The sequence below is a fragment of the Stenotrophomonas sp. 21LCFQ19 genome (genome assembly GCF_056861425.1).
Genome location: NZ_JBSPUF010000003.1, coordinates 353,813 through 372,726 on the forward strand (window position 1 = coordinate 353,813; position 18,914 = coordinate 372,726).

The following is an 18,914-nucleotide window of genomic DNA, read 5'->3' on the forward strand; positions in this document are numbered from 1 at the left end:
AAGGCGGGGGTGCCCGAAGGGCGGATGAGGGGAGCTTTTGCTCTACGTGCTTTAAAAGCGCCCTCACCCCAGCCCTCTCCCGCCATGCGGGAGAGGGGGCAGGAATCACGCATTTCGCGCAGCGTCGTCATCACGCGTTCTCCAGCCCGTAGTTGCGTGTCGGCGCATCGAACGGGATCGGGCCGTCTGGCTGCCCGTGCAGGAACTGCCGCACCAGCGGGTCGGTGCTGGCCTGCAGTTCGTCCGGTGTGCCGGAGAACACGATGCCGCCATTGGCGATCACCACGGCCTGATCGCTGATCGGCAGGGTTTCATGCACATGGTGGCTGACGATGATGCTGGTCAGGCCGAGGCTGTCGTTCAAACGCTGGATCAGGCTCATGATCACGCCCGAGGCGATCGGGTCCAGCCCGGTCAGCGGCTCGTCGTAGATCATCAATGGCGGGTCCAGGGCCAATGCACGGGCCAGCGCCACGCGACGCGCCATGCCGCCGGAGAGCTCGCGCGGCCAGGCATCGGCAGCAGCCAGCAGGCCAACCGCATGCAGCTTCATCTGCACCAGGCGGCGCAGCACCGGCTCGGGCAGCTTGGTATGCGCACGCAGCGGCAGCGCCACGTTGTCGGCCACGCTCAGGTCGGTCAGCAGGCCGTTGCCCTGCAGCAGCACGCCGACGTTCTTGCGCATCTCCAGCAGGTCACGGTTGCCGTGCGGAATATCCTGACCAAACAGCTGCACGGTGCCGGATACCGGCCGCAACTCGCCGGTCAGCGCCGCCAACATGGTCGACTTGCCGCTGCCCGAAGGACCGAGCACCGCGGTGATGCTGCCACGCGGTACCTGCAGCGAAACATCGCGCAGGATGGTGCGTCCGCCGCGATCGATTCGCACGTTGGACAACTGCACCAAGGGAGTCCGGGCTGAGGGCATGACGACCTTTAACGGAAAACCAACGTTCTAGGATTGCCAGCAGCGCCTGAACATAAGCGTACTGGACCGTCCAGTATTGTCTCATTGTCAGCGCACAGTGCCATGCACAGCTTGAGGCGTTGGCAGCAACACAGTGTGCAGGGGATGGGAGAGTCAGCCGGTCCGGATTGTGCGCAATGCATTCATGTCTCGCCCCCTGCGATGCTGCTGCGGCAAGATGGCGCGATGAGCAATGCCCCCGATTTCCGCCTGTACCACTCCAATGCCCTGGACGTGCTGGCCCAGTTGCTGGCCCACGCATTGCGCGAGCCGGCGCCCGGCCAGTCCTTGCTGGCCGCCGATATCGTGCTGATCCCGCAGGTGGCGATGCGCCGCTGGCTGCAGTCGACCCTGGCCGCCGAGTACGGCGTCTCCGCCAATCTGGAATTCCTGACGCCCGGCGAGTTCGTCGCCAAGGCGCTGAAGGCCAATGTGCCGGGTGAGCGCGATGACCTTGGTGCTACCGGCCTGCACTGGCGTCTGTATGGGGCCTTGACCGACAGCAGTTTGATGCAGAAACCGGCGATGGCCGGGCTGCGTGCCTACCTTGACCGCAACGACCCGCTGCGCCCGTGGGCGCTGGCCGCCGAGCTCGGCGGGGTATTCGAGAAGTACCAGGCCTGGCGCCGCGACTGGCTGTTGCGCTGGGAGGACGGTGCCGAGCCGGACGACCCGCAGGCCATCCTGTGGCGGCATATCGCCGGTGGCCAGAACTACCGCGCACGCCGCATCAACGATTACCTCGCCCGTTTCGAAGGCGAGCACCAGCCTTTGCCGCAGGGGCTGCCGCAACGCCTGTTCGCTTTCGCCACGCTCAATGTCTCGCCGGACGTGTTGCGGGTGATCGCCACCCAGGCGCGGGTCGGCACGCTGCACTTCTATATGCCGACCCCGACCCGTTCTTACTGGGGCGATCTGCAGACGCTGAAGGAAAAGCTGCGCAGCGGCCTGGCCGAGCCATTCGGCACCGAGGCCGGCGAGAACCCGCTGCTGCAGGCCTGGGGCGAGGCCGGCCGTGACTTCATGGCGGTGCTGGGCGATTACGAAGTGGTGCATCCCAGCGGCGAAATCGCCGCCTACGTCGACCCGGAAAGCATTGCCGTGCCCGGTCTGGATGACGGCGGGCTTGGTGACAGCCTGCTGCACCGCCTGCAGGCCGACCTGTTCCACCGCCGCGCGCTGCCCTCGTCACCGTTGCGCGAAGCGCTGCGGGTGGACGACCCCAGCATCCAGATCCACGCCTGCCACACCCGCCTGCGCGAAATGCAGGTGCTGCACGACCAGCTGCGCGCGCTGCTGGAAGACCCGCGCTTCGACCCGCCACTGCAGCCGCGCGAGATCGCGGTGCTGGCGCCGGATATCGATCCCTACGTGCCCTACCTGGAATCGGTGTTCGGCGGCCGTGGCGGCAACGATGCGCATATTCCGTGGGCGCTGGCCGATGCCAGTCCGCTGCAGGGTGAGCCGCTGGCCGAGGTGTTCGTGCAGTTGCTGGGCCTGCCGGTATCGCGCTTCGGCCTCAATGAAATCCTCGACCTGCTGGCCAGCGCGCCGCTGGCGTCCGCCTCCGGTCTGGACGCGGCTGCATTCGAACGCCTGCACGGTTGGCTGCAGGCTGCGGGTGCGCGCTGGGGTCTGGATGCTGGCCACCGCAAGCAGCACCAGGCCCCGGCCGACGATGCCTACACCTGGCAGTTCGCGTTGGACCGGCTGCTGCTCGGCCATGCCAGCGGCAGTGATGAGGACATCGCCGGGGTCGCGCCGTGGCCGGAACTGGAAGGCGGCGGCCTGGCTGCACTGGATGCGCTGATCCGCCTGCTGCGTGTTCTCGCCCGCCACCAGAAGACCCTGGCCGAGGCACTGACGCCCAAGCAATGGCGTGAGCGCCTGCTCGGCTTGTTGCTGGCGTTGTTGCCGGAAACCCCGACCGAAGCCTCCGCCGTGCGCGCACTGGAGCGTCTGCGCAAACTGGTCAACGAGTTTGCCGAAGAAGCCACCAGCGCCGGTTTCGACGCGCCGGTGCCGGCCGAAGTCGTGCGCGCGCACTTCGCCTCGGTGCTGTCCGAAGCCGATACCCGTGCGCCGCTGCTCACCGGCGGCATCAGCTTCGGCCGCATGGTGCCGATGCGCTTGCTGCCGTTCCGTGTGATCTGCGTGCTGGGCTTGAACGACGGTGATTTCCCGCGCCGCGACCCGGCCGCCGGCCTGAGTCGGCTCACCGCCGAGCTGGGCACCGAGCGTCGCCGCTATGGCGACCGCTCGCTGCGCGAGGACGACCGCTTCCTGTTCCTGCAGTTGTTCGCCTCCGCCCAGGACGTGTTCTACCTGAGCTACCTCGGTGCCGATGCCCGCGATGGCAGCGTGCGCGAACCCTCGGTGCTGGTCAGCGAACTGGTCAACGCGGCATCGGCGTATCACCAGGACAGCGCTGCCACGCGCAAGCAACTGGTGGTGCGGCATCCGTTGCAGCCATTCGCGCCGGCGTCATTTGGCGGCGATGGCGAGCCGCGCCGTTTCAGTTACCGGCGCCAGTGGCACCCGGCCGCCAACGCGGTGGGCGGCAGCCGACAGCGCTTGGCGCCGTGGTTTGACGGCCCGCTGAACGCACCGCTGCCCACCGCACTCAATGACGACACTCTTTCGCTGGATACCCTGCGCCGATTCATCAGTGACCCTGCCGGGCAGTTCCTGAACCAGCGCCTGGGCCTGCGTCTGGCCGGTGACATCGACGACAGCGAAGACATCGAGCCGCTGCTGGTGCCCAGTGGTGGCCGCCTGCATTCGTCCTTGCAGCAACACGTACTTAGTGCCCTGCTGGAAGGCCGCGAAGCCGGCCTGTACCAGCGCCTGCGTGCCCGGGCTTTATTGCCTTCCGGTGCGCTTGGGCGGCAGCAGTTCGAGCGCATGCTCAGCCGCATCCGGCCCTGCGCGGAAACGTTTTCGCAGTGGTACGACGGCCAGCCGCTGGCCTCGCAACGCTACGAAGTTCAGCTTGATGGCGTGCGCCTGCATGGGCGTGTCGATCAAATTCATCCACAGGGCCTGATCCGCCTGCAGGCGGGTGCGCCAGGGGTGGCCTATGTGTTGCGCGGTGGCCTGGATTGGCTGTTGGTGAACGCTGCCGGTGTGCCGTCATCGATGCTGCAGTTCCACGACGACGGGCAGGCTGGCCATGGCCCGCACCGCTTGCCGGAGCTGTCTCCGGAAGCCGCACAAACAGCCCTGAAAGCCTTGCTGCGCCTGCGTTCCGAGGGAATGCAGGCGCCGCTGTTGTTCGCTCCCTACACTGGCTGGGAGATCTACAACGCCGATGAGGACAAGCGCGAAAACGCGGCGCAGGCGCGCTGGTTCGGCAGCGAACACAGCTGGGGCGAGCGCAACGGCGAAGCCCTGCAATTGGCCTTGCGCGGCACCGATCCGTTCGCATCGCCAAACACTACTCACAGATTTATCCACAACGCCTTGTTGATATTTACCGCGCTGCGCGAGGGCCGCGTGTTGCCCGATTTCGACGCTGAAAACGATGTCATGAATGGAGCCGGCGCATGAGCACCGAAGCGCTGCAGCAGGACCCGTACCTGCACCTGCCGTTGGACGGCCTGCGCCTGATCGAGGCCAGCGCCGGCACCGGCAAGACCTTCACCCTGGCCACGCTGTTCACCCGTCTGGTGGTGGAGCAGGGCCTGCGCATGGGCCAGATCCTGGCGGTGACCTTCACCGACGCGGCAACCCAGGAACTGCGCAAGCGCATCCGTGAACGCCTGGAACTGGCTGCACGTGTGGTCGACAGCACGCCAGACGACAAGGACAGCCCGGAAACCACGCTCACCCGCGACATCCTGCAGCGCCACCTGCAGCAGGGTGCGGAAAGTGCCGCACAACTGGGCCGGCGCCTGCGCATTGCCGCCGAAGAAACCGACCTGGCCTCGATCTTCACCATCCACGGCTTCTGCACCCGCGTTCTGGGCGAATACGCCCTCGAAAGCGGCCACACCTTCGCCGCGCCCGAGCTGTTGGCCAATACCCGCGAACTGCACGCCGAACTGGCCGCCGACCTGTGGCGGCTGCATGCAGGGCAGGGCGAGCATCTGGAAGCGCTGCTCGGCCTGTGGAAAAGTCCGGATGCACTGGCCCGGGACCTGCCTGCGTTGGCTGCCGAGCTGCCACTTTATCCACAGCCACCGCAGACCCTGATCGAAGACACACGCCCGTTCCGCGACGCCGCTGCGCAGCGTCTTGCTGCTGGCATCGCCGAGCATGGCGACACCTATCTGCAGCAGCTGCGTGGCGCGGTGGAAGGCGGCATCCTCAACAAGTCCAGCTACAAGTCGGACTGGATCGAACCGCTGTTCCAGCAACTGCTGCAGTGGAGCCGCCACCCCGATCCGACTGCCGAACTGGACGAACGTCTTGAGCGACTGACGCTGGACGTGCTCACTGCCAAGACCAACAAGGCCAAGGCCGGCAGCACCCCGCAATCGCCGCTGCAGCCGCTGATCGCCGATTACCTGCAGGCCTTGGCACAGGTGACGCAGTGGCAGCGCCAGCAGTCGATCGTGTTGTTGCACCAGTTGCGCAACGAGGTTCGTCAGCGGCTTGCCCAGCTCAAGCAGCTGCGTCGCCAGCAGACTTACGACGACCTGATCGACAACGTCGCCAATGCCTTGCATAGCCCGCACGGTGCACACCTGGCCGAACGCCTGCGCGCGCAGTACCGCTTCGCCCTGGTCGACGAGTTCCAGGACACCGACCCGCGCCAGTGGGACATCTTCCGCCGTGTGTTCGCAGCCGATGATGGCGATGCCGCGCTGTTCCTGATCGGCGACCCCAAGCAGGCCATCTACGGCTTCCGTGGCGGTGACGTGCATACCTATCTGCAGGCCAAGGCACTGGCAGAAGCCGCACCGGCGTTGGATCGCAACTTCCGCTCACGGCCCGGCGTGCTGCGTGCGATCCAGGCGCTGTACGACAACGCCGGTGCCGAGGCCTTCCTCGACGAGCGCATCCAGTTCGAACCGGTCTTGCCGGGCAGCAAGCGCAGCGACGCCGACTATCTGTTCGATGGCAAGCCGGCACCAGCATTGACCCTGCAGCTGATCGCAGGCGACGCCGACGGTAAACCCTTGAAGGCCGATGCCTCGCGCGACGCCGCCACCGCTGCCTGCGTGGCAGATATCCACAAGGTGCTCAGCGCCGCCCGCGAAGAACGCGCACTGGTCGATGGCAAGCCAGTGCAGCCGGGCGATATCGCCGTGCTGGTGCGTTCGCACAAGGAAGCTTCACGCGTGCAGCAGGCCTTGGCCGCGCTCGGCATCCCAGCGGTCGCTGCTGGCAAGCAGAGCCTGTTCGCCAGCGCCGAGGCGCACGAACTGCGCCTGCTGTTGCTGGCCCTGCTGCAACCGGCCGACGAAGGCCGCCTGCGTGCCGCGCTGGCGACGGTGCTGCTGGGCGAAAGCGCAGCAGCCATCGCCGCGATGGAACACGAAGGCGAACAACAGCGCCTGCACCAGGAACGCCTGCTGCAATGGCGCGAGCGCTGGCAGCGTGGCGGCGTGCTGGCCCTGCTATCGGACCTGTGCGCCGAACAGGCCGAACGCCTGTTGCTGTTGATCGACGGTGAGCGCCGCCTCACCAACTACCTGCAGCTGGCCGAAGCCCTGCAGGAAGCCAGCAACCGCAGCATCGGCCTGCACGGCCTGCTGGACTGGCTGCAGACGCAGATCGCCCACGCCGACGAAGGCGACGAAGCGCAGCTGCTGCGGCTGGAATCGGATGCCCGCCGCGTGCAGATCATCACCCTGCACAAGAGCAAGGGCCTGGAATACCCGCTGGTCTACCTGCCCTTCGTCGGCATCGCCACCAATGCGCCGGACAGCAGCAACCACCGCACCGTGCACGACGGCGAACAGCGCGTGCTGCACTGGAAGATCGACAAGGAAGATCCCGAGTGGAAGGCCGTGGGCCAGCAGGTCAACGCCGATGAGGAGGCCGAAACCGCGCGCCTGCTGTACGTCGGCCTGACCCGCGCCGAGCATGCCTTGTGGATAAGTGGCGGTGCCTTGACTGGCCTGGCCGCCTCGCGGCTCGGGCCGATGTTGCAGGGCCTGCCCGAGCATGCCGACATCCAGGTGATCGAAGACGACAGCGGCCCGGTGCCGACGCGCCTGCCGCCCGAGCGCGAACAGGCCTTGCCGCCGGTACGCGAGGTGCGCCGCAGCGTGCCGCACGACTGGTGGGTCTACAGCTTCACCCAGCTCGCCCATGCCGAAGGCGGCCACGACACTGCCGCCGCCGCCACTGAAGACAGCGGTGGCGCCGCTGACGAACCGGCGCAGGTCGACGTCGATGCCGAGTCGCCTACGGAAGCCACCGTGGCACTGGCGGAAGTGTTCGATCCGCGCTTCGCCGGCAGCCGCTTCGGTAACGTGCTGCATGCGGCGCTGGAGAACGTCGACTTCGGCGTCTGGCGCGACTGGCAGCCCGGCCTGGCCGCACCGGATGGCCAGGCCGAGATCATCGAAAAAGCAATGCGTGCAGATGGCTACATCGACGAAGAGATCGAAGACGGCGTGGCGTTGCTGACCGAGCTGATCGGCCAGACCCTGACCGTCACCCTGCCCGAAGGCGGTGCCCTGCATTCGCTGGACGAAGGTGAGCGCCGCGCCGAAATCGAGTTCCATTTCGCCATGCAGCCAACCACGGTGCCGGCACTGCTGCGCGTGCTGCATGCCCACGGGGTTGTGCGCGGCCGCAATGGCTTTGGCCTGCGCCGGCAGCTGGAAGGGCTGATGACCGGCAAGATCGACCTTACCTACGTCCGCGATGGGCGCTGGTATGTGCTGGATTACAAATCCAACCGACTGCCCGATTACGCCCCGGCGCAGCTGGATGCGGCCATGCGCCACAGCGAGTACGACCTGCAGGCGCTGATCTACACCGTGGCCCTGCATCGCTGGCTGCGCTTCCGCATTGGTGCTGGCTACGACTACGCGCGTGACTTCGGTGGCATCCGCTATTTGTTCTGTCGCGGACTGGATGCAACCCGTCCGCAGTCGCCGGGCCTGTACGCGCACAACTTCGCCCCGGAGCTGGTGCATGCGGTGGATGAATTGTTTGCCGGTGGCCGTGATGGCCATGCGGCGTTGTTGGCACGACTGGGAGGCGAGGCATGAGCCTGCTGGCCGCATTGAACAAAGCCGGCGCGCTGCGCGCGCTGGATCATGCCCTGGCGCAAAGCCTGCGGCGGCTGGATACGGAGACTCCGGACGCGGTGCTGGCTGCTTCGGCCTTGGCATCGCTGGCGGTATCACAGGGGCATGCGGGTTTTGATCCGACCCAGCCGCAACGTCTGGTGGATGCCGGTGTGGAATGGCCGACTGCCGAAGCGTGGATTGCGCAGCTGGAGGCGTCGAAGTGGATATCCACAGCTGTGGATAGCAGCGTGGAGTCGCAGCAGGCGCCCTTGGTGTGGGAGAACGGGCTGCTGTATCTGCGCCGGTACCGCGAGTACGAGCGCCGCTTGGCGGCGGGTCTGCAGCGGATCGGGCAGGCGCCGGTTGCTGCTGGTGATGTGGCTGGGTTGGCGGGGGTGTTTGCTTGCCTATTTCCGGGGCAAGCCGTTGCACCGCAAACAGATCTGTTAGGCGCACCCTCACCCCAGCCCTCTCCCGGAGGGAGAGGGGGCCAGAAGCGTGCAGCGCCGCAAGACCCACAGACCTCAGCGCAGCCGGACCTCTTCCTTCTCCCGCTTGCGGGAGATCAAAGGGCCTGTCCCCGCGAAGGCGGGGATGCCCGCAGGGCGGATGAGGGTAGGACTCCAGACCACCAAGCAAGAGCCGCAGCCACCGCCCTGCGCCACAACCTGCTGCTGGTCACCGGCGGCCCCGGCACCGGCAAGACCACCACCATCACCCGCCTGCTGGTGCTGCTGGCCGCACAGGCGCAGGCCACGAACCAACCAGCACCGCGTGTCGCCCTGGCAGCGCCAACCGGCCGCGCCGCCGAGCGCATGGCCGAAAGCCTGCGTCACGCGCTGCAGAAGCTCTCGGTGGAAGGCATCGACAGCGCCCTGTGCGAACAACTGCCAAGCACCGGCACCACCTTGCACCGCCTGCTCGGCGTGATCCCGGATTCGCCGCGCTTCCGCCACCACGCCGACAACCCATTGCCCTATGACGTCATCGTGGTCGACGAAGCCTCGATGATCGACCTGCCATTGATGACCAAGCTGGTCGAAGCCATTGCCGCCGGCACCCGCCTGGTGCTGCTCGGCGATCCCGATCAGCTGCCGTCGGTGGAAGCGGGCGACGTGCTCAGCGCCATCCTGCGTGCCGCCGGCGACGGCCAACGCACGACCGCAACGGACGCCGACGCGCTGCGTCCGTTGCTGGGCGAACTGCCGACCGATGCGATCGAAACCAGATCTGCCGACTTCGCCGGCGCCCGCGTGCAGCTGCAACGCGGCTACCGGCAAAGTGAAGCCCTGCAGCTGGCACCACTGGCCAGCGCCATGCGCGATGGCGACGCAGTGCAGACGCTGCAGCTGCTGCGCGACGCTGAACTGACCGGCGTGCACTTCCACGAAGGCGACATTGATCCACTGCAGGCCTGGCGCGAGCCGCTGCAGCAGTACTGGCAGGCACTGGCCGATGCGCCCACGCCGGCCGACGCGCTGGCCCTGGCCGGGCGCATGCGCCTGCTCACCGCCGTACGCGAAGGCCCGCAGGGCGCGCGCGGACTCAACGCCCGCATCGAAGACCTGCTGGCCGGCACGCGTGGCCGCGCGCTGGGCCCTGGCTGGTTCCACGGCCGCCTGCTGATCATTGGTGAGAACAGCTACCGCCACCGCCTGTTCAACGGCGACGTTGGCATCTGCCTGCGTGATGGCGACGGCCGCAGCACCAGTGCCTGGTTCCCCGGCGACGATCCCGCCAACCCGCGTGCCTTCCACCCGGCGGCCTTGCCGCTGCACGAAAGCGCGTTTGCTATGACCGTGCACAAGGCGCAGGGCTCGGAATTCGACCAGGTCTGGCTGCAGCTGCCACGCCGCGACAACCGCGTGCTCAGCCGCGAGCTGCTCTATACCGGCATCACCCGCACCCGTAACGGCCTGCATCTGGCCGGCAGCGCCGAGGTCATCGAAGCCGCGCTGGCCCGCCATGCCAGTCGCTGGTCAGGCTTGGCGCAACGTTTGAACGGGTCGTTATGATCCCCAGTGTGGATTCCGGATGGAAAGGAGGCGGGTAGTGAAAACGGATTTTGTGCAGGCGCTCACGCGTGACTTTGAAGCACATGCGGAACGGACCGACGGTGGTGTGGAATTCTGGTTGGCCAGAGACCTCCAGCATCTGCTGGGTTACGCCGAATGGCGCAACTTTTCGAGCACGGTCATATCCAAGGCGAAGACGGCATGCGAGGTCTCCGGACATGCCATCGAAGACCATTTTGTTGACGTCAACAAAATGGTTGATCTGGGCTCCGGAAGCCAGCGGGATGTCGAGGACATGATGTTGACCCGCTACGCCTGTTACCTGATTGCCCAGAATGGGGATTCGCGAAAGCAACAGATTGCCTTCGCCCAGACTTACTTCGCAATGCAGACCCGCCGCGCGGAGCTCATCGAGCAGCGTCTACTGGAAAATGAGCGTGTTGAAGCCCGGCGCAAGCTGAGCGAGACGGAAAAAGAACTCTCCAGCGTGATCTTTCAACAGACTGGCGGCAATCAGGATTTCGCGTTGATCCGCAGCAAGGGCGACACAGCCTTGTTTGGCAGGAACACGCAGGAGATGAAGGTTCGCTGGAGTGTTCCGGCGAACAGGCCGCTTGCTGACTTCGCTCCCACGTTGTTGCTGAAGGCGAAGGACTTTGCCACGGAGATCACCATCCACAACGCGAAAGGCAAGCAGATGGTCAGCGAGCTCGAGATATCAACCGAGCATGTGACCAACAACAAAGCGGTACGCCAGACACTGCTGGCTCGCGGAATCGCTCCGGAAGATATTCCTCCGGCTGAAGACGTTAAGAAAGTGGAACGCCGCCTGGTTTCTGATGAGAAAAAGGCGCTGAAGAAGCCAGATACTCTGGATGATTGATGCGTTGTCGTATTCAGCACAAGAAACCTGGCCACAGAACACGCAAGGACGCCCATGAAAACCCTGACAAGCACAGCACTGCTGCTCCTGGCCCTGACCGGCTGCAACAAGGAGGCACCGGCCACCGTCACGCCCGAGCCAAGCCAAGCAACGACCAGCACCAGCGCCCAGGACATCAGCAGCGCCCGCAGCTTCCTCAGCCACATCTACGCCGGCTACCACCCGGATGCCGGGTTGGACGCGATCCTGCCCGACGAAGAGGTCTATACGCCGATCCTTGTCGCCGCGATGCAGGCCAATAGCGACGCGTACGCCGGCGAAGTCGGCTATCTGGACGGCGATCCGCTCTGTGACTGCCAGGACACCGCCCAGGACCTGCGCCAGCTCAGCTTCGACATCCAGCCACTGGCCGACGGCCAGCTGCGCGCCAACGCCCAGCTCGACGACCCCCAGCACCCTTTGCAGCTGCAGTTGACCCTGCAGCGCCAGGGCAGCAGCTGGCGTGTCGCCGATATCGCCAACGCGCGTGCGCCCAGCCTGTTGCAGGCGCTGGAGCGCGATACCGCCACGGCCAAGCGGGCTGCAGGGCAGGCAGATTGAACCGGGGGATCGGCGGGCTTTTAAAAATACCATGTAAAACAATGAAATAGATTCTCCGGGGCCGGCCCGCCGGAGCCGGTCAAGGCGCCGTAAATGCTCCTCCACAGCCCCGGCTGGTAGCATGTCCACCCCGTAATCCAAGCGCAGTTCTGTAATGGCCGATCCCAAGAACCCGTCCGTCACCCAAGCCCAGGCCGAAGACGCCGTGCGCACCCTGCTGCGCTGGGCCGGTGAAGATCCCACCCGCGAAGGCCTGCTCGACACCCCGCGCCGGGTGGCCGAGGCCTATGGCGACTGGTTCAAGGGCTATAACGACGACCCGCGCGAGTATCTGGCCCGTACCTTCGAGGAAGTGGCCGGCTACGACGAAATGATCGTGCTGCGCGACATCGAGTACGAAAGCCACTGCGAGCACCACATGGCGCCGATCATCGGCCGTGTGCATGTCGGCTACATCCCCAATGGCCGCGTGGTCGGTATCTCCAAGCTGGCGCGCGTGGTCGAGGCCTATGCGCGGCGCTTCCAGGTGCAGGAGAAGATGACCGCGCAGATCGCCGACGTCATCCAGGACGTGCTGCAGCCGATGGGCGTGGGCATCGTGGTGGAAGGCGCACACGAGTGCATGACCACCCGCGGCATCCACAAGCGTGGTGTCAGCATGGTCACGTCGCGCATGCGCGGCACCTTCCATGACGACGCGCGCACCCGCGCCGAGTTCCTGCGTTTCATCGAAGTCGGCCACGCCCGACGCTGAGCCCAGGGATCGCACGCGCTCGATGAAGTACCGCCAACGTATCGCCGGCTACCAGCGTCTGCGCGAGCAGCCGCTATGGAAACTGCTGGCCTCCGACCGTGCGCCGGTGCTGGTGGGCCTGTTGCAGGGCCTGCTGCTGGAAGCCGATCGTCGTATCCCCGGTTCCATCCTCGCCGAGCGCCTGCAGCAGCAGCTGGACACGCTCAATGGCGAGGAGCTCGAGGTCGAGCTGCCGCGTACCGCGCCGGCCTACATCGCTTACTGGCTGGCCCAGGGCTGGCTGGTGCGGCGCCTGCCTGAAGGCGCGAGCGAAGAGGAATACGAGCTGTCGCGGCACGCCGTGCAGGCGATCCGCTTCATCGCCGGCATCGAGCACAACGCCAGCCTGGCCACCGAAAGCCGCTTGGCCATGGTGATGCAGCAGATCTCGCAGCTGGCCCAGCAGACCGAGGCCGATCCGGAAGCACGCCTGGCCGCGCTGAAGGCCGAGCGTGACCGCATCGATGCCGAGATCGCGCAGGTGTCCACCGGCAAGGTCAGCGCGCTGGATGGCAAGCGCGCGCTGGAACGCACCCGCGACGTGATCCGCCTGGCCGATGACCTGGCCGAGGACTTCCGCCGCGTGCGCGATGACTTCGAGCAGCTCAACCGCCGCTTCCGCGAACGCATCATCGACGACGAAGGCGCACGCGGCGACGTGCTCGACCGCCTGTTCAACGGCGTCGATGTGATTGGTGAATCCGATGCCGGGCGCAGCTTCCAGGCGTTCTGGGACCTGCTCAATGATCCGCGCCGCAGCGGCGAACTCGACGCTGCGCTGGACACCGTGCTCAACCGTGGCTTCACCCGCAAGCTGGACCGCAACGAGCGCAATTTCCTGCGCAACTTCACCAGCACCTTGCTGGAACGCGGCAGCCAGGTGCACGAGGTGATGCAGCATTTCGCCCGCAGCCTGCGAGGCTTCGTGCAGAGCCGCGGTTACCTGGAACAGCGCCGCCTCAACCAGCTGCTCAAACAGGCGCAGGGCCAGGCCCTGCAGCTGCGCGACGAAGTGCGTCCCACCGCGCCTACCGGCTTCGTGCTGCCGCTGTCCTCGGCGCGCGTGCGCTCGATCGGCCAGTGGCGCCTGCACGACCCGCGCACGCATCAGGTCGACACTTCCATCTATTACGCCGAGGCTGCCGAGATCACCCTCGACAGCGTCGGTGACCTGGTCGCGCAGTCGGAAATCGACGTGCGCACGCTGAAAGACAATCTCTTCATGCTGCTGGGTTCACGCCCGCGCCTGAGCATCTCGCAGGTATTGCGCGAGCGGCCGGCGCGGCAGGGCCTGGGCAGCGTGATCGGCTATCTCTCCATCGGCACCCGCCATGGCAAGGTGATGACCGACCAACTCGAAACCGTGGAATGGACCGGCGGTGACGGCGTGGTGCGACGCGCCCGCGTGCCGCTGATCTGGTTCCTCAAGGAAAGACGCGATGAACTGGTCTGAGACCGAAACTGAAATGGAAGCCGCCCCGGCGCCGGCCGCCCCGGTGCTGACCGGTGGCGCCTTGTTCGTCGGCGACAGCGGCCGCCTGCCGGTCGATGCACGCCGCGCGCTGTGCCTGCTGCTGGCCGGCCCCAGCGTTGATGCCCAGCGCCAGCCAGCGCAATGGGCGGCGCTGCTGCGCAATGAAGACGACGTGCGCAGCCTGCTGTGCGAACTGTTCCTGGAGCTGGTGCTGGACCGTGATGGCGGCGTCGCCTTCACCCGCCAGTTCGATACTGCCGAACTCGACTCGCCCAACCTGCTGCGCGCTGCACCGCTGACCTTCATCGAGTCGGTGCTGCTGCTGTTCCTGCGCCAGCAGCTGGCCGAGGCCGATACCCGCGGCGAACGCGCGGTGGTGGCCGAGTTCCAGCTGGTGGAAGCGATGAGCATCTACCAGAAGAACGTCTCCACCGATCAGGCCGGCTACGGCAAGCGGGTCACCGCTGCCATCGCCAAGATGCGCGAGAACCAGCTGCTGTCCAAGCTGCGTGGCAGCGAGGACCGCTACGAAGTGTCGCCGGCACTGAAGCTGTTGTTCTCGGCCGAGGACGTGCAGGTGCTGGTCGAGGCTTACCGCCAGTTGCGCGACGGCGATGCCGTCGCTGACGCGGTTGCCTACGATGAAGACAACAACGGCGCTGCCGCCGAATGATGCCTGGCACCCACGCCACGCTGACCAGAATGACCACCGCCGCGCCTTGCGTGGCGGCTGAAGGATGAGCCGTATGGAAACCACGTCCCACACCCTGCTTCCCAATGCCGCGTTGTTCAACGACCCGGCCAGCGATGCCCGCGCGAACCAGTTCCGCATGCGCCGTTTGCAGGTGCTCAACTGGGGTACGTTCTCCGGCCTGACCGAAGTGCCGATCGCCGAACGGGGCTTCCTGTTCGTCGGCCGCTCCGGCTCGGGCAAGTCCACCCTGCTCGATGGCATGAGCGCACTGCTGACGCCGCCTAGCATCGTCGACTTCAACGCCGCCGCGCGTGAAGCCGAGCGTTCGGGCCGCGACCGCTCGCTGGTGTCGTATGTGCGTGGCGCCTGGGCCGACCAGCAGGACAGCGAGTCCGGTGAAATCGCCACCCAGTACCTGCGCAAGGGCGCGACCTGGAGCGCATTGGCGCTGGAATACCACAACGCCCGCGGCGACGCGGTGTCGATCGTGCGGCTGTTCTGGATTGCCGGTGCCGGCACCTCGGCCAATGACGTGCGCAAGCATTACATGGTGATCCCACGTCGCTTCGACCTGGCCACCGAGATGGAAGGCTTCGACCTGGACCTGCGCAAGCTGCGCGGCCGCCTGGGCGAAGACGTCGGCCACTTCGACAGCTTCACCGGTTATGCCGAGCGCTTCCGACACCTGCTCGGCATCGGCAACGACATGGCGCTGCGTCTGCTGCACAAGACCCAGTCGGCCAAGAACCTTGGCGACCTCAATGGCTTCCTGCGTGGCTTCATGCTGGAAGAACCGCGCACCTTCGAAGCCGCCGACCGCCTGGTCGATGACTTCGCCGAACTTGATGGCGCCCACCACGCCGTGGTCACCGCGCGCCGCCAGGTTGAAACGCTGACCCCGGCGCGTGATTTCCACCAGGACCTGATGACGCTGCGCAAGGGCGTGGCGACGCTGCGTGACCTGCAGATCGGCATTGACGGTTTCCGCGAGGAAAAGCGTCTGGAGCTGGTCAACGAGCGCCTGAAGGAAGTGGAAATGCTCGACCGCGGCCTGATGGGCGAGGAAGGGCAGCGGCGGCAGTCGCTGGACAACCACGAACAGAAGCTGATCGAACTGGAACGCCAGCAGCGCGAGCAGGGCGGTGAGCGCATCGACGAACTCGAACGCGAGCGTATTCGCATCGAACGCGAGGTCGAAGAACGCAGCCGCCGCCGCAAGCAGCTGGAAGGCGCCTGCCGCCAGCTCGGCATGGTGCTGGCTGAAACCGCCAGCGGCTTCTCCGAACAGGTGGAGCAGGCGCGTGCCTTGATCGATGGCACCAAGTCCGGCGCCGGCACCGTGGACGATGCCATCGCCGAGCGCATGGCCGAGCGCCGCGACGACGAGAAGCGTTTCGCCGCACTGCGGGTGGAGCTGGAATCGCTGAAGGCGGCGCCGAGTTCGATCCCGGCGCCGCTGCAGCAGATGCGCGCACGTCTGTGCGACGACACCGGCCTGTCCGAGTCCGCGCTGCCCTTCGTCGGCGAGTTGATTCAGGTACGCGAGGACCAGATCGGTTGGCGTGGTGCGATCGAGCGCGTGCTGCATGGCTTCGCGCAATCGCTGCTGGTCGACGAGAAGAATCACCAGCAGGTCGCCGAGTGGGCCAACCGTACCCACCTGGGTACCAAGCTGGTGTATTTCCGCATCCGTGACAACGAACTGCTGCACGCACGCGAGCCGGAGAAGCGTTCGCTGATACACAAGCTGCAGTTGCGTGATCATCCCTACGGCGATTGGGTCTACAACGAGCTGCAGCGCCGCTTTGATTACACCTGCGTGGAGAACGCTGGGCAGCTGCGCAACGAAGACCGCGCGATCACCCGCGAAGGCCAGATCAAGCATCCGGGCGACCGCTACGAGAAGGACGACCGGCATGCGGTCAACGATCGCAAGCGCTGGATGCTGGGCCACGACAACCGCGACAAGCGTCGCGTGTTCGAACGCGAAGGCCAGGAGCTGGCCCAGCGCATCGCCCGCAGCGAGGCCGATGTGGCAATGCTGCGCAAACAGCGCGAGAGCGGGCAGGAAAAGCAGTTGGCCGCGCACTCGCTGATCGAGCGCGACTGGGACGAAATCGATGTCGGTCCGCGCCTGCAGCGACTGAGCGATATCGATGAGCAGCTGGTCGACCTGCGCGAAGGTGACACGGCACTGGCGCGTATCGGCCAGCAGATCGAATTGACCCGCGGCCTGCGTGACCAGGGCAAGCGCACCTATGAAGACGTGCGACTGGAACGCGGTCAATTCTCGCGTGAGCGCGCACGCCTGGAGCAACTGCGTGACAACGGCCAGGCGCGCGTCGCCAGCGCACCGTTGACCGAGCTGCAGCGCGAAGGTCTGGAAGAACGCCTGAACATCCTGCCGGGCTTGAACCTGGAAAGCCTGGAAAGCCACTTCCGTGTGATCGAGCGTGGTCTGGCCGAAGAGTTGGGCAGCAGCCAGGGCCGTGATGCCAAGTTGACCCAGCATCTGCTCGATTGCTTCCGCAAATACACCCAGCAGTGGCCGGAAGACTCTGGCGACTTCACGGTGTCGCTGACCAGTGCCGACGATTTCCTTGCGCGTTTGACCCGCCTGGAGAGCGACGGTCTGCCGCGCCATGAAGGCCGCTTCTTCGAGCTGCTGCAGACCCAGAGCAAGAACAACCTGCTGGCCCTGCAACGGCACACCGCCGAAGCGCACAAGGCGATCAAGCAGCGCATGGACGAGGTCAATGCCTCGCTGGAACAGGTCGCATTCAACCGCGGCACCGTGTTGGCCATCGACGTGCACGACCGGCGCCTGCCGGAAGTGCAGGATTTCCAGCTGCAGCTGCGTGCGGTGTTGACCCACCAGCAGACCGAAGACCGCTCGCTGGCCGAGTCCCAGTTCAACGTGTTGCGTGACCTGGTGCGTCGCCTTGGCGCGCAGGAACCTGAGTTGCGCCGCTGGCGCGAGCAGGTGCTCGACGTGCGCCAGCATGTGGAGTTCATCGGCGTCGAGCTGGATGCTGATACCCGCGAGCAGGTGGAAATCTATCGCAGTGGCGCCGGCAAGTCCGGTGGCCAGCGGCAGAAGCTGGCGACGACCTGTCTTGCCGCCGCGCTGCGCTACCAGCTGGGTGGCGAAGACGGTGAGCTGCCGCGCTACGCCGCGGTGGTATTGGACGAAGCCTTCGACAAGGCCGACAACGAATTCACCGCCTTGGCGATGAACATCTTCGAGAACTTCGGTTTCCAGATGGTGGTGGCCACCCCGCTGAAGTCGGTGATGACGCTGGAGCCGTTCATCGGCGGCGCCTGTTTCGTCGAGATCAGCGGCCGCCATGACTCAGGCGTGCTGCTGATCGAGTACGACGACGCAGGCAATCGCCTGAAGCTGCCGGCGCGCGCACGTGGTGCGATGGCGCAGGCCAATGCGGAAGATGCGGTGGATGTGCCGGTTGCGGCTGAGGCACCGGCTGCGTCCAGTGCAGCTGCTGATGCCGAGCTTGAAGCGCCGGTTGCTGAAGCTGCAGTGGAAGCGGAAGCCAAGCCTTCGGTGAAGAAAGCTGCGAAGAAGGCTTCGACGAAGAAGAATATTCCAGCCTGACGGTCGGGAAGCGCGATTTTCCCTATTGTCAGGGCCGCCAGGCTTTTTCTTCTCCCGCTTACGGGGGAAGGTGCCCGAAGGGCGGATGGGGGGAGTTTTTGACGTTGCTTTGGCTGGCGCATCGAGCCAAAGCCAAAGCCAAAGCCAAAGCCAAAGCCAAAGCACCCCTCCCCAACCCTCCCCTTGGCCTTCGGCCAAAGGGAGGGAGCACCGCCAAAGCAAAGCCAGCGCTGCGCTTGTTACCCTCCCATAACCCAATACACGCGCAACGGAGATCAGCATGCATTACGTGGAAATCATCACCGCCCTGGTGGTGCTGCAATACTTGTTCTTCATTGTGCAGGTCGGCCGCGCGCGTGGCCGCTACGGCGTCAAGGCACCCGCCGTTACCGGCCACGAAGGCTTCGAGCGCGCCTACCGCGTGCAGATGAACACCCTGGAGCTGATGGTCGCGCTGCTGCCAAGCATGCTGATCGCCGCACGCTTCTGGCCGGCCGAATGGGTGGCAGGCATTGGTGCGGTGTACCTGGTCGGCCGCTTCATCTACTGGCGTGCCTATGTCGGCAACCCATCCAGCCGCGGTCTGGGCTTCGGCCTGTCGATGCTGCCGGTGCTTGTGCTGCTGTTGATGGCGCTCGCTGGCGCGTTCCTGCGCTGAGCAATCCAGCTCTTGTAGGAGCGG

At 65.8% G+C, this 18,914-nt stretch carries 10 protein-coding genes and 1 pseudogene; 10 read left to right on the plus strand and 1 reads right to left on the minus strand.

The window, feature by feature from the left end:
* Positions 1-130: 130 nt before the first annotated feature.
* Positions 131-928, minus strand: coding sequence for an ABC transporter ATP-binding protein (locus AC13FW_RS05545; RefSeq protein WP_282267693.1), 798 nt, complete (start codon positions 926-928; stop codon positions 131-133).
* Between the two features lie 225 nt (positions 929-1,153).
* Here AC13FW_RS05545 and recC point away from each other — a divergent pair, with 225 nt between their 5' ends.
* The 10 genes and pseudogenes from recC (at position 1,154) to AC13FW_RS05595 (ending at position 18,890) form a co-directional block, all read left to right on the plus strand.
* Positions 1,154-4,516 (plus strand): exodeoxyribonuclease V subunit gamma, encoded by a 3,363-nt coding sequence (gene recC / locus AC13FW_RS05550; protein WP_482988454.1) that lies wholly within the window; start codon positions 1,154-1,156, stop codon positions 4,514-4,516.
* The gene (recB, locus tag AC13FW_RS05555; RefSeq protein ID WP_482988455.1) at positions 4,513-8,139 is read left to right on the plus strand and encodes an exodeoxyribonuclease V subunit beta; all 3,627 of its coding nucleotides are present in this window, start codon (positions 4,513-4,515) and stop codon (positions 8,137-8,139) included. The genes recC and recB overlap by 4 nt, the downstream gene beginning before the upstream one ends.
* Positions 8,136-10,175 carry an exodeoxyribonuclease V subunit alpha gene (gene recD, locus AC13FW_RS05560; RefSeq protein ID WP_482988456.1) on the plus strand — a complete coding sequence of 680 codons (2,040 nt, stop codon included), beginning with the start codon at positions 8,136-8,138 and terminating at the stop codon, positions 10,173-10,175. The genes recB and recD overlap by 4 nt, the downstream gene beginning before the upstream one ends.
* 37 nt (positions 10,176-10,212) lie before the next feature.
* Entirely contained in the window at positions 10,213-11,058 is an 846-nt protein-coding gene (dinD, locus tag AC13FW_RS05565) for a DNA damage-inducible protein D (RefSeq protein ID WP_296253853.1), read from the plus strand.
* A gap of 54 nt (positions 11,059-11,112) precedes the next feature.
* Complete coding sequence (locus AC13FW_RS05570) at positions 11,113-11,658, plus strand: DUF3828 domain-containing protein (protein WP_482988457.1); 546 nt, start codon at positions 11,113-11,115, stop codon at positions 11,656-11,658.
* A gap of 154 nt (positions 11,659-11,812) precedes the next feature.
* Positions 11,813-12,412: a GTP cyclohydrolase I FolE gene (gene folE, locus AC13FW_RS05575; RefSeq protein WP_282267683.1), complete on the plus strand. Its 600-nt coding sequence runs from the start codon at positions 11,813-11,815 to the stop codon at positions 12,410-12,412.
* Between the two features lie 22 nt (positions 12,413-12,434).
* Positions 12,435-13,904, plus strand: a complete 1,470-nt coding sequence (locus tag AC13FW_RS05580) for a DUF3375 domain-containing protein (RefSeq protein ID WP_282267681.1) — start codon at positions 12,435-12,437, stop codon at positions 13,902-13,904.
* Positions 13,891-14,598, plus strand: a complete 708-nt coding sequence (locus AC13FW_RS05585) for a DUF4194 domain-containing protein (RefSeq protein WP_482988458.1) — start codon at positions 13,891-13,893, stop codon at positions 14,596-14,598. Before AC13FW_RS05580 ends, AC13FW_RS05585 begins: the two co-directional genes overlap by 14 nt.
* A 157-nt stretch (positions 14,599-14,755) precedes the next feature.
* A pseudogene (locus AC13FW_RS05590) lies at positions 14,756-18,071 on the plus strand (ATP-binding protein); the annotation flags it as partial.
* Between the two features lie 441 nt (positions 18,072-18,512).
* Positions 18,513-18,890, plus strand: a complete 378-nt coding sequence (locus AC13FW_RS05595; protein WP_282267677.1) for an MAPEG family protein — start codon at positions 18,513-18,515, stop codon at positions 18,888-18,890.
* Positions 18,891-18,914 lie beyond the last annotated feature (24 nt).

Coding starts and splice junctions, on each gene's coding strand:
- AC13FW_RS05545 (WP_282267693.1), bottom strand. CDS start 928: ATGCCCTCAGCCCGGACTCCCTTGGTGCAGTTGTCCAACGTGCGAATC.
- recC (WP_482988454.1), top strand. CDS start 1,154: ATGAGCAATGCCCCCGATTTCCGCCTGTACCACTCCAATGCCCTGGAC.
- recB (WP_482988455.1), top strand. CDS start 4,513: ATGAGCACCGAAGCGCTGCAGCAGGACCCGTACCTGCACCTGCCGTTG.
- recD (WP_482988456.1), top strand. CDS start 8,136: ATGAGCCTGCTGGCCGCATTGAACAAAGCCGGCGCGCTGCGCGCGCTG.
- AC13FW_RS05570 (WP_482988457.1), top strand. CDS start 11,113: ATGAAAACCCTGACAAGCACAGCACTGCTGCTCCTGGCCCTGACCGGC.
- folE (WP_282267683.1), top strand. CDS start 11,813: ATGGCCGATCCCAAGAACCCGTCCGTCACCCAAGCCCAGGCCGAAGAC.
- AC13FW_RS05580 (WP_282267681.1), top strand. CDS start 12,435: ATGAAGTACCGCCAACGTATCGCCGGCTACCAGCGTCTGCGCGAGCAG.
- AC13FW_RS05585 (WP_482988458.1), top strand. CDS start 13,891: ATGAACTGGTCTGAGACCGAAACTGAAATGGAAGCCGCCCCGGCGCCG.
- AC13FW_RS05595 (WP_282267677.1), top strand. CDS start 18,513: ATGCATTACGTGGAAATCATCACCGCCCTGGTGGTGCTGCAATACTTG.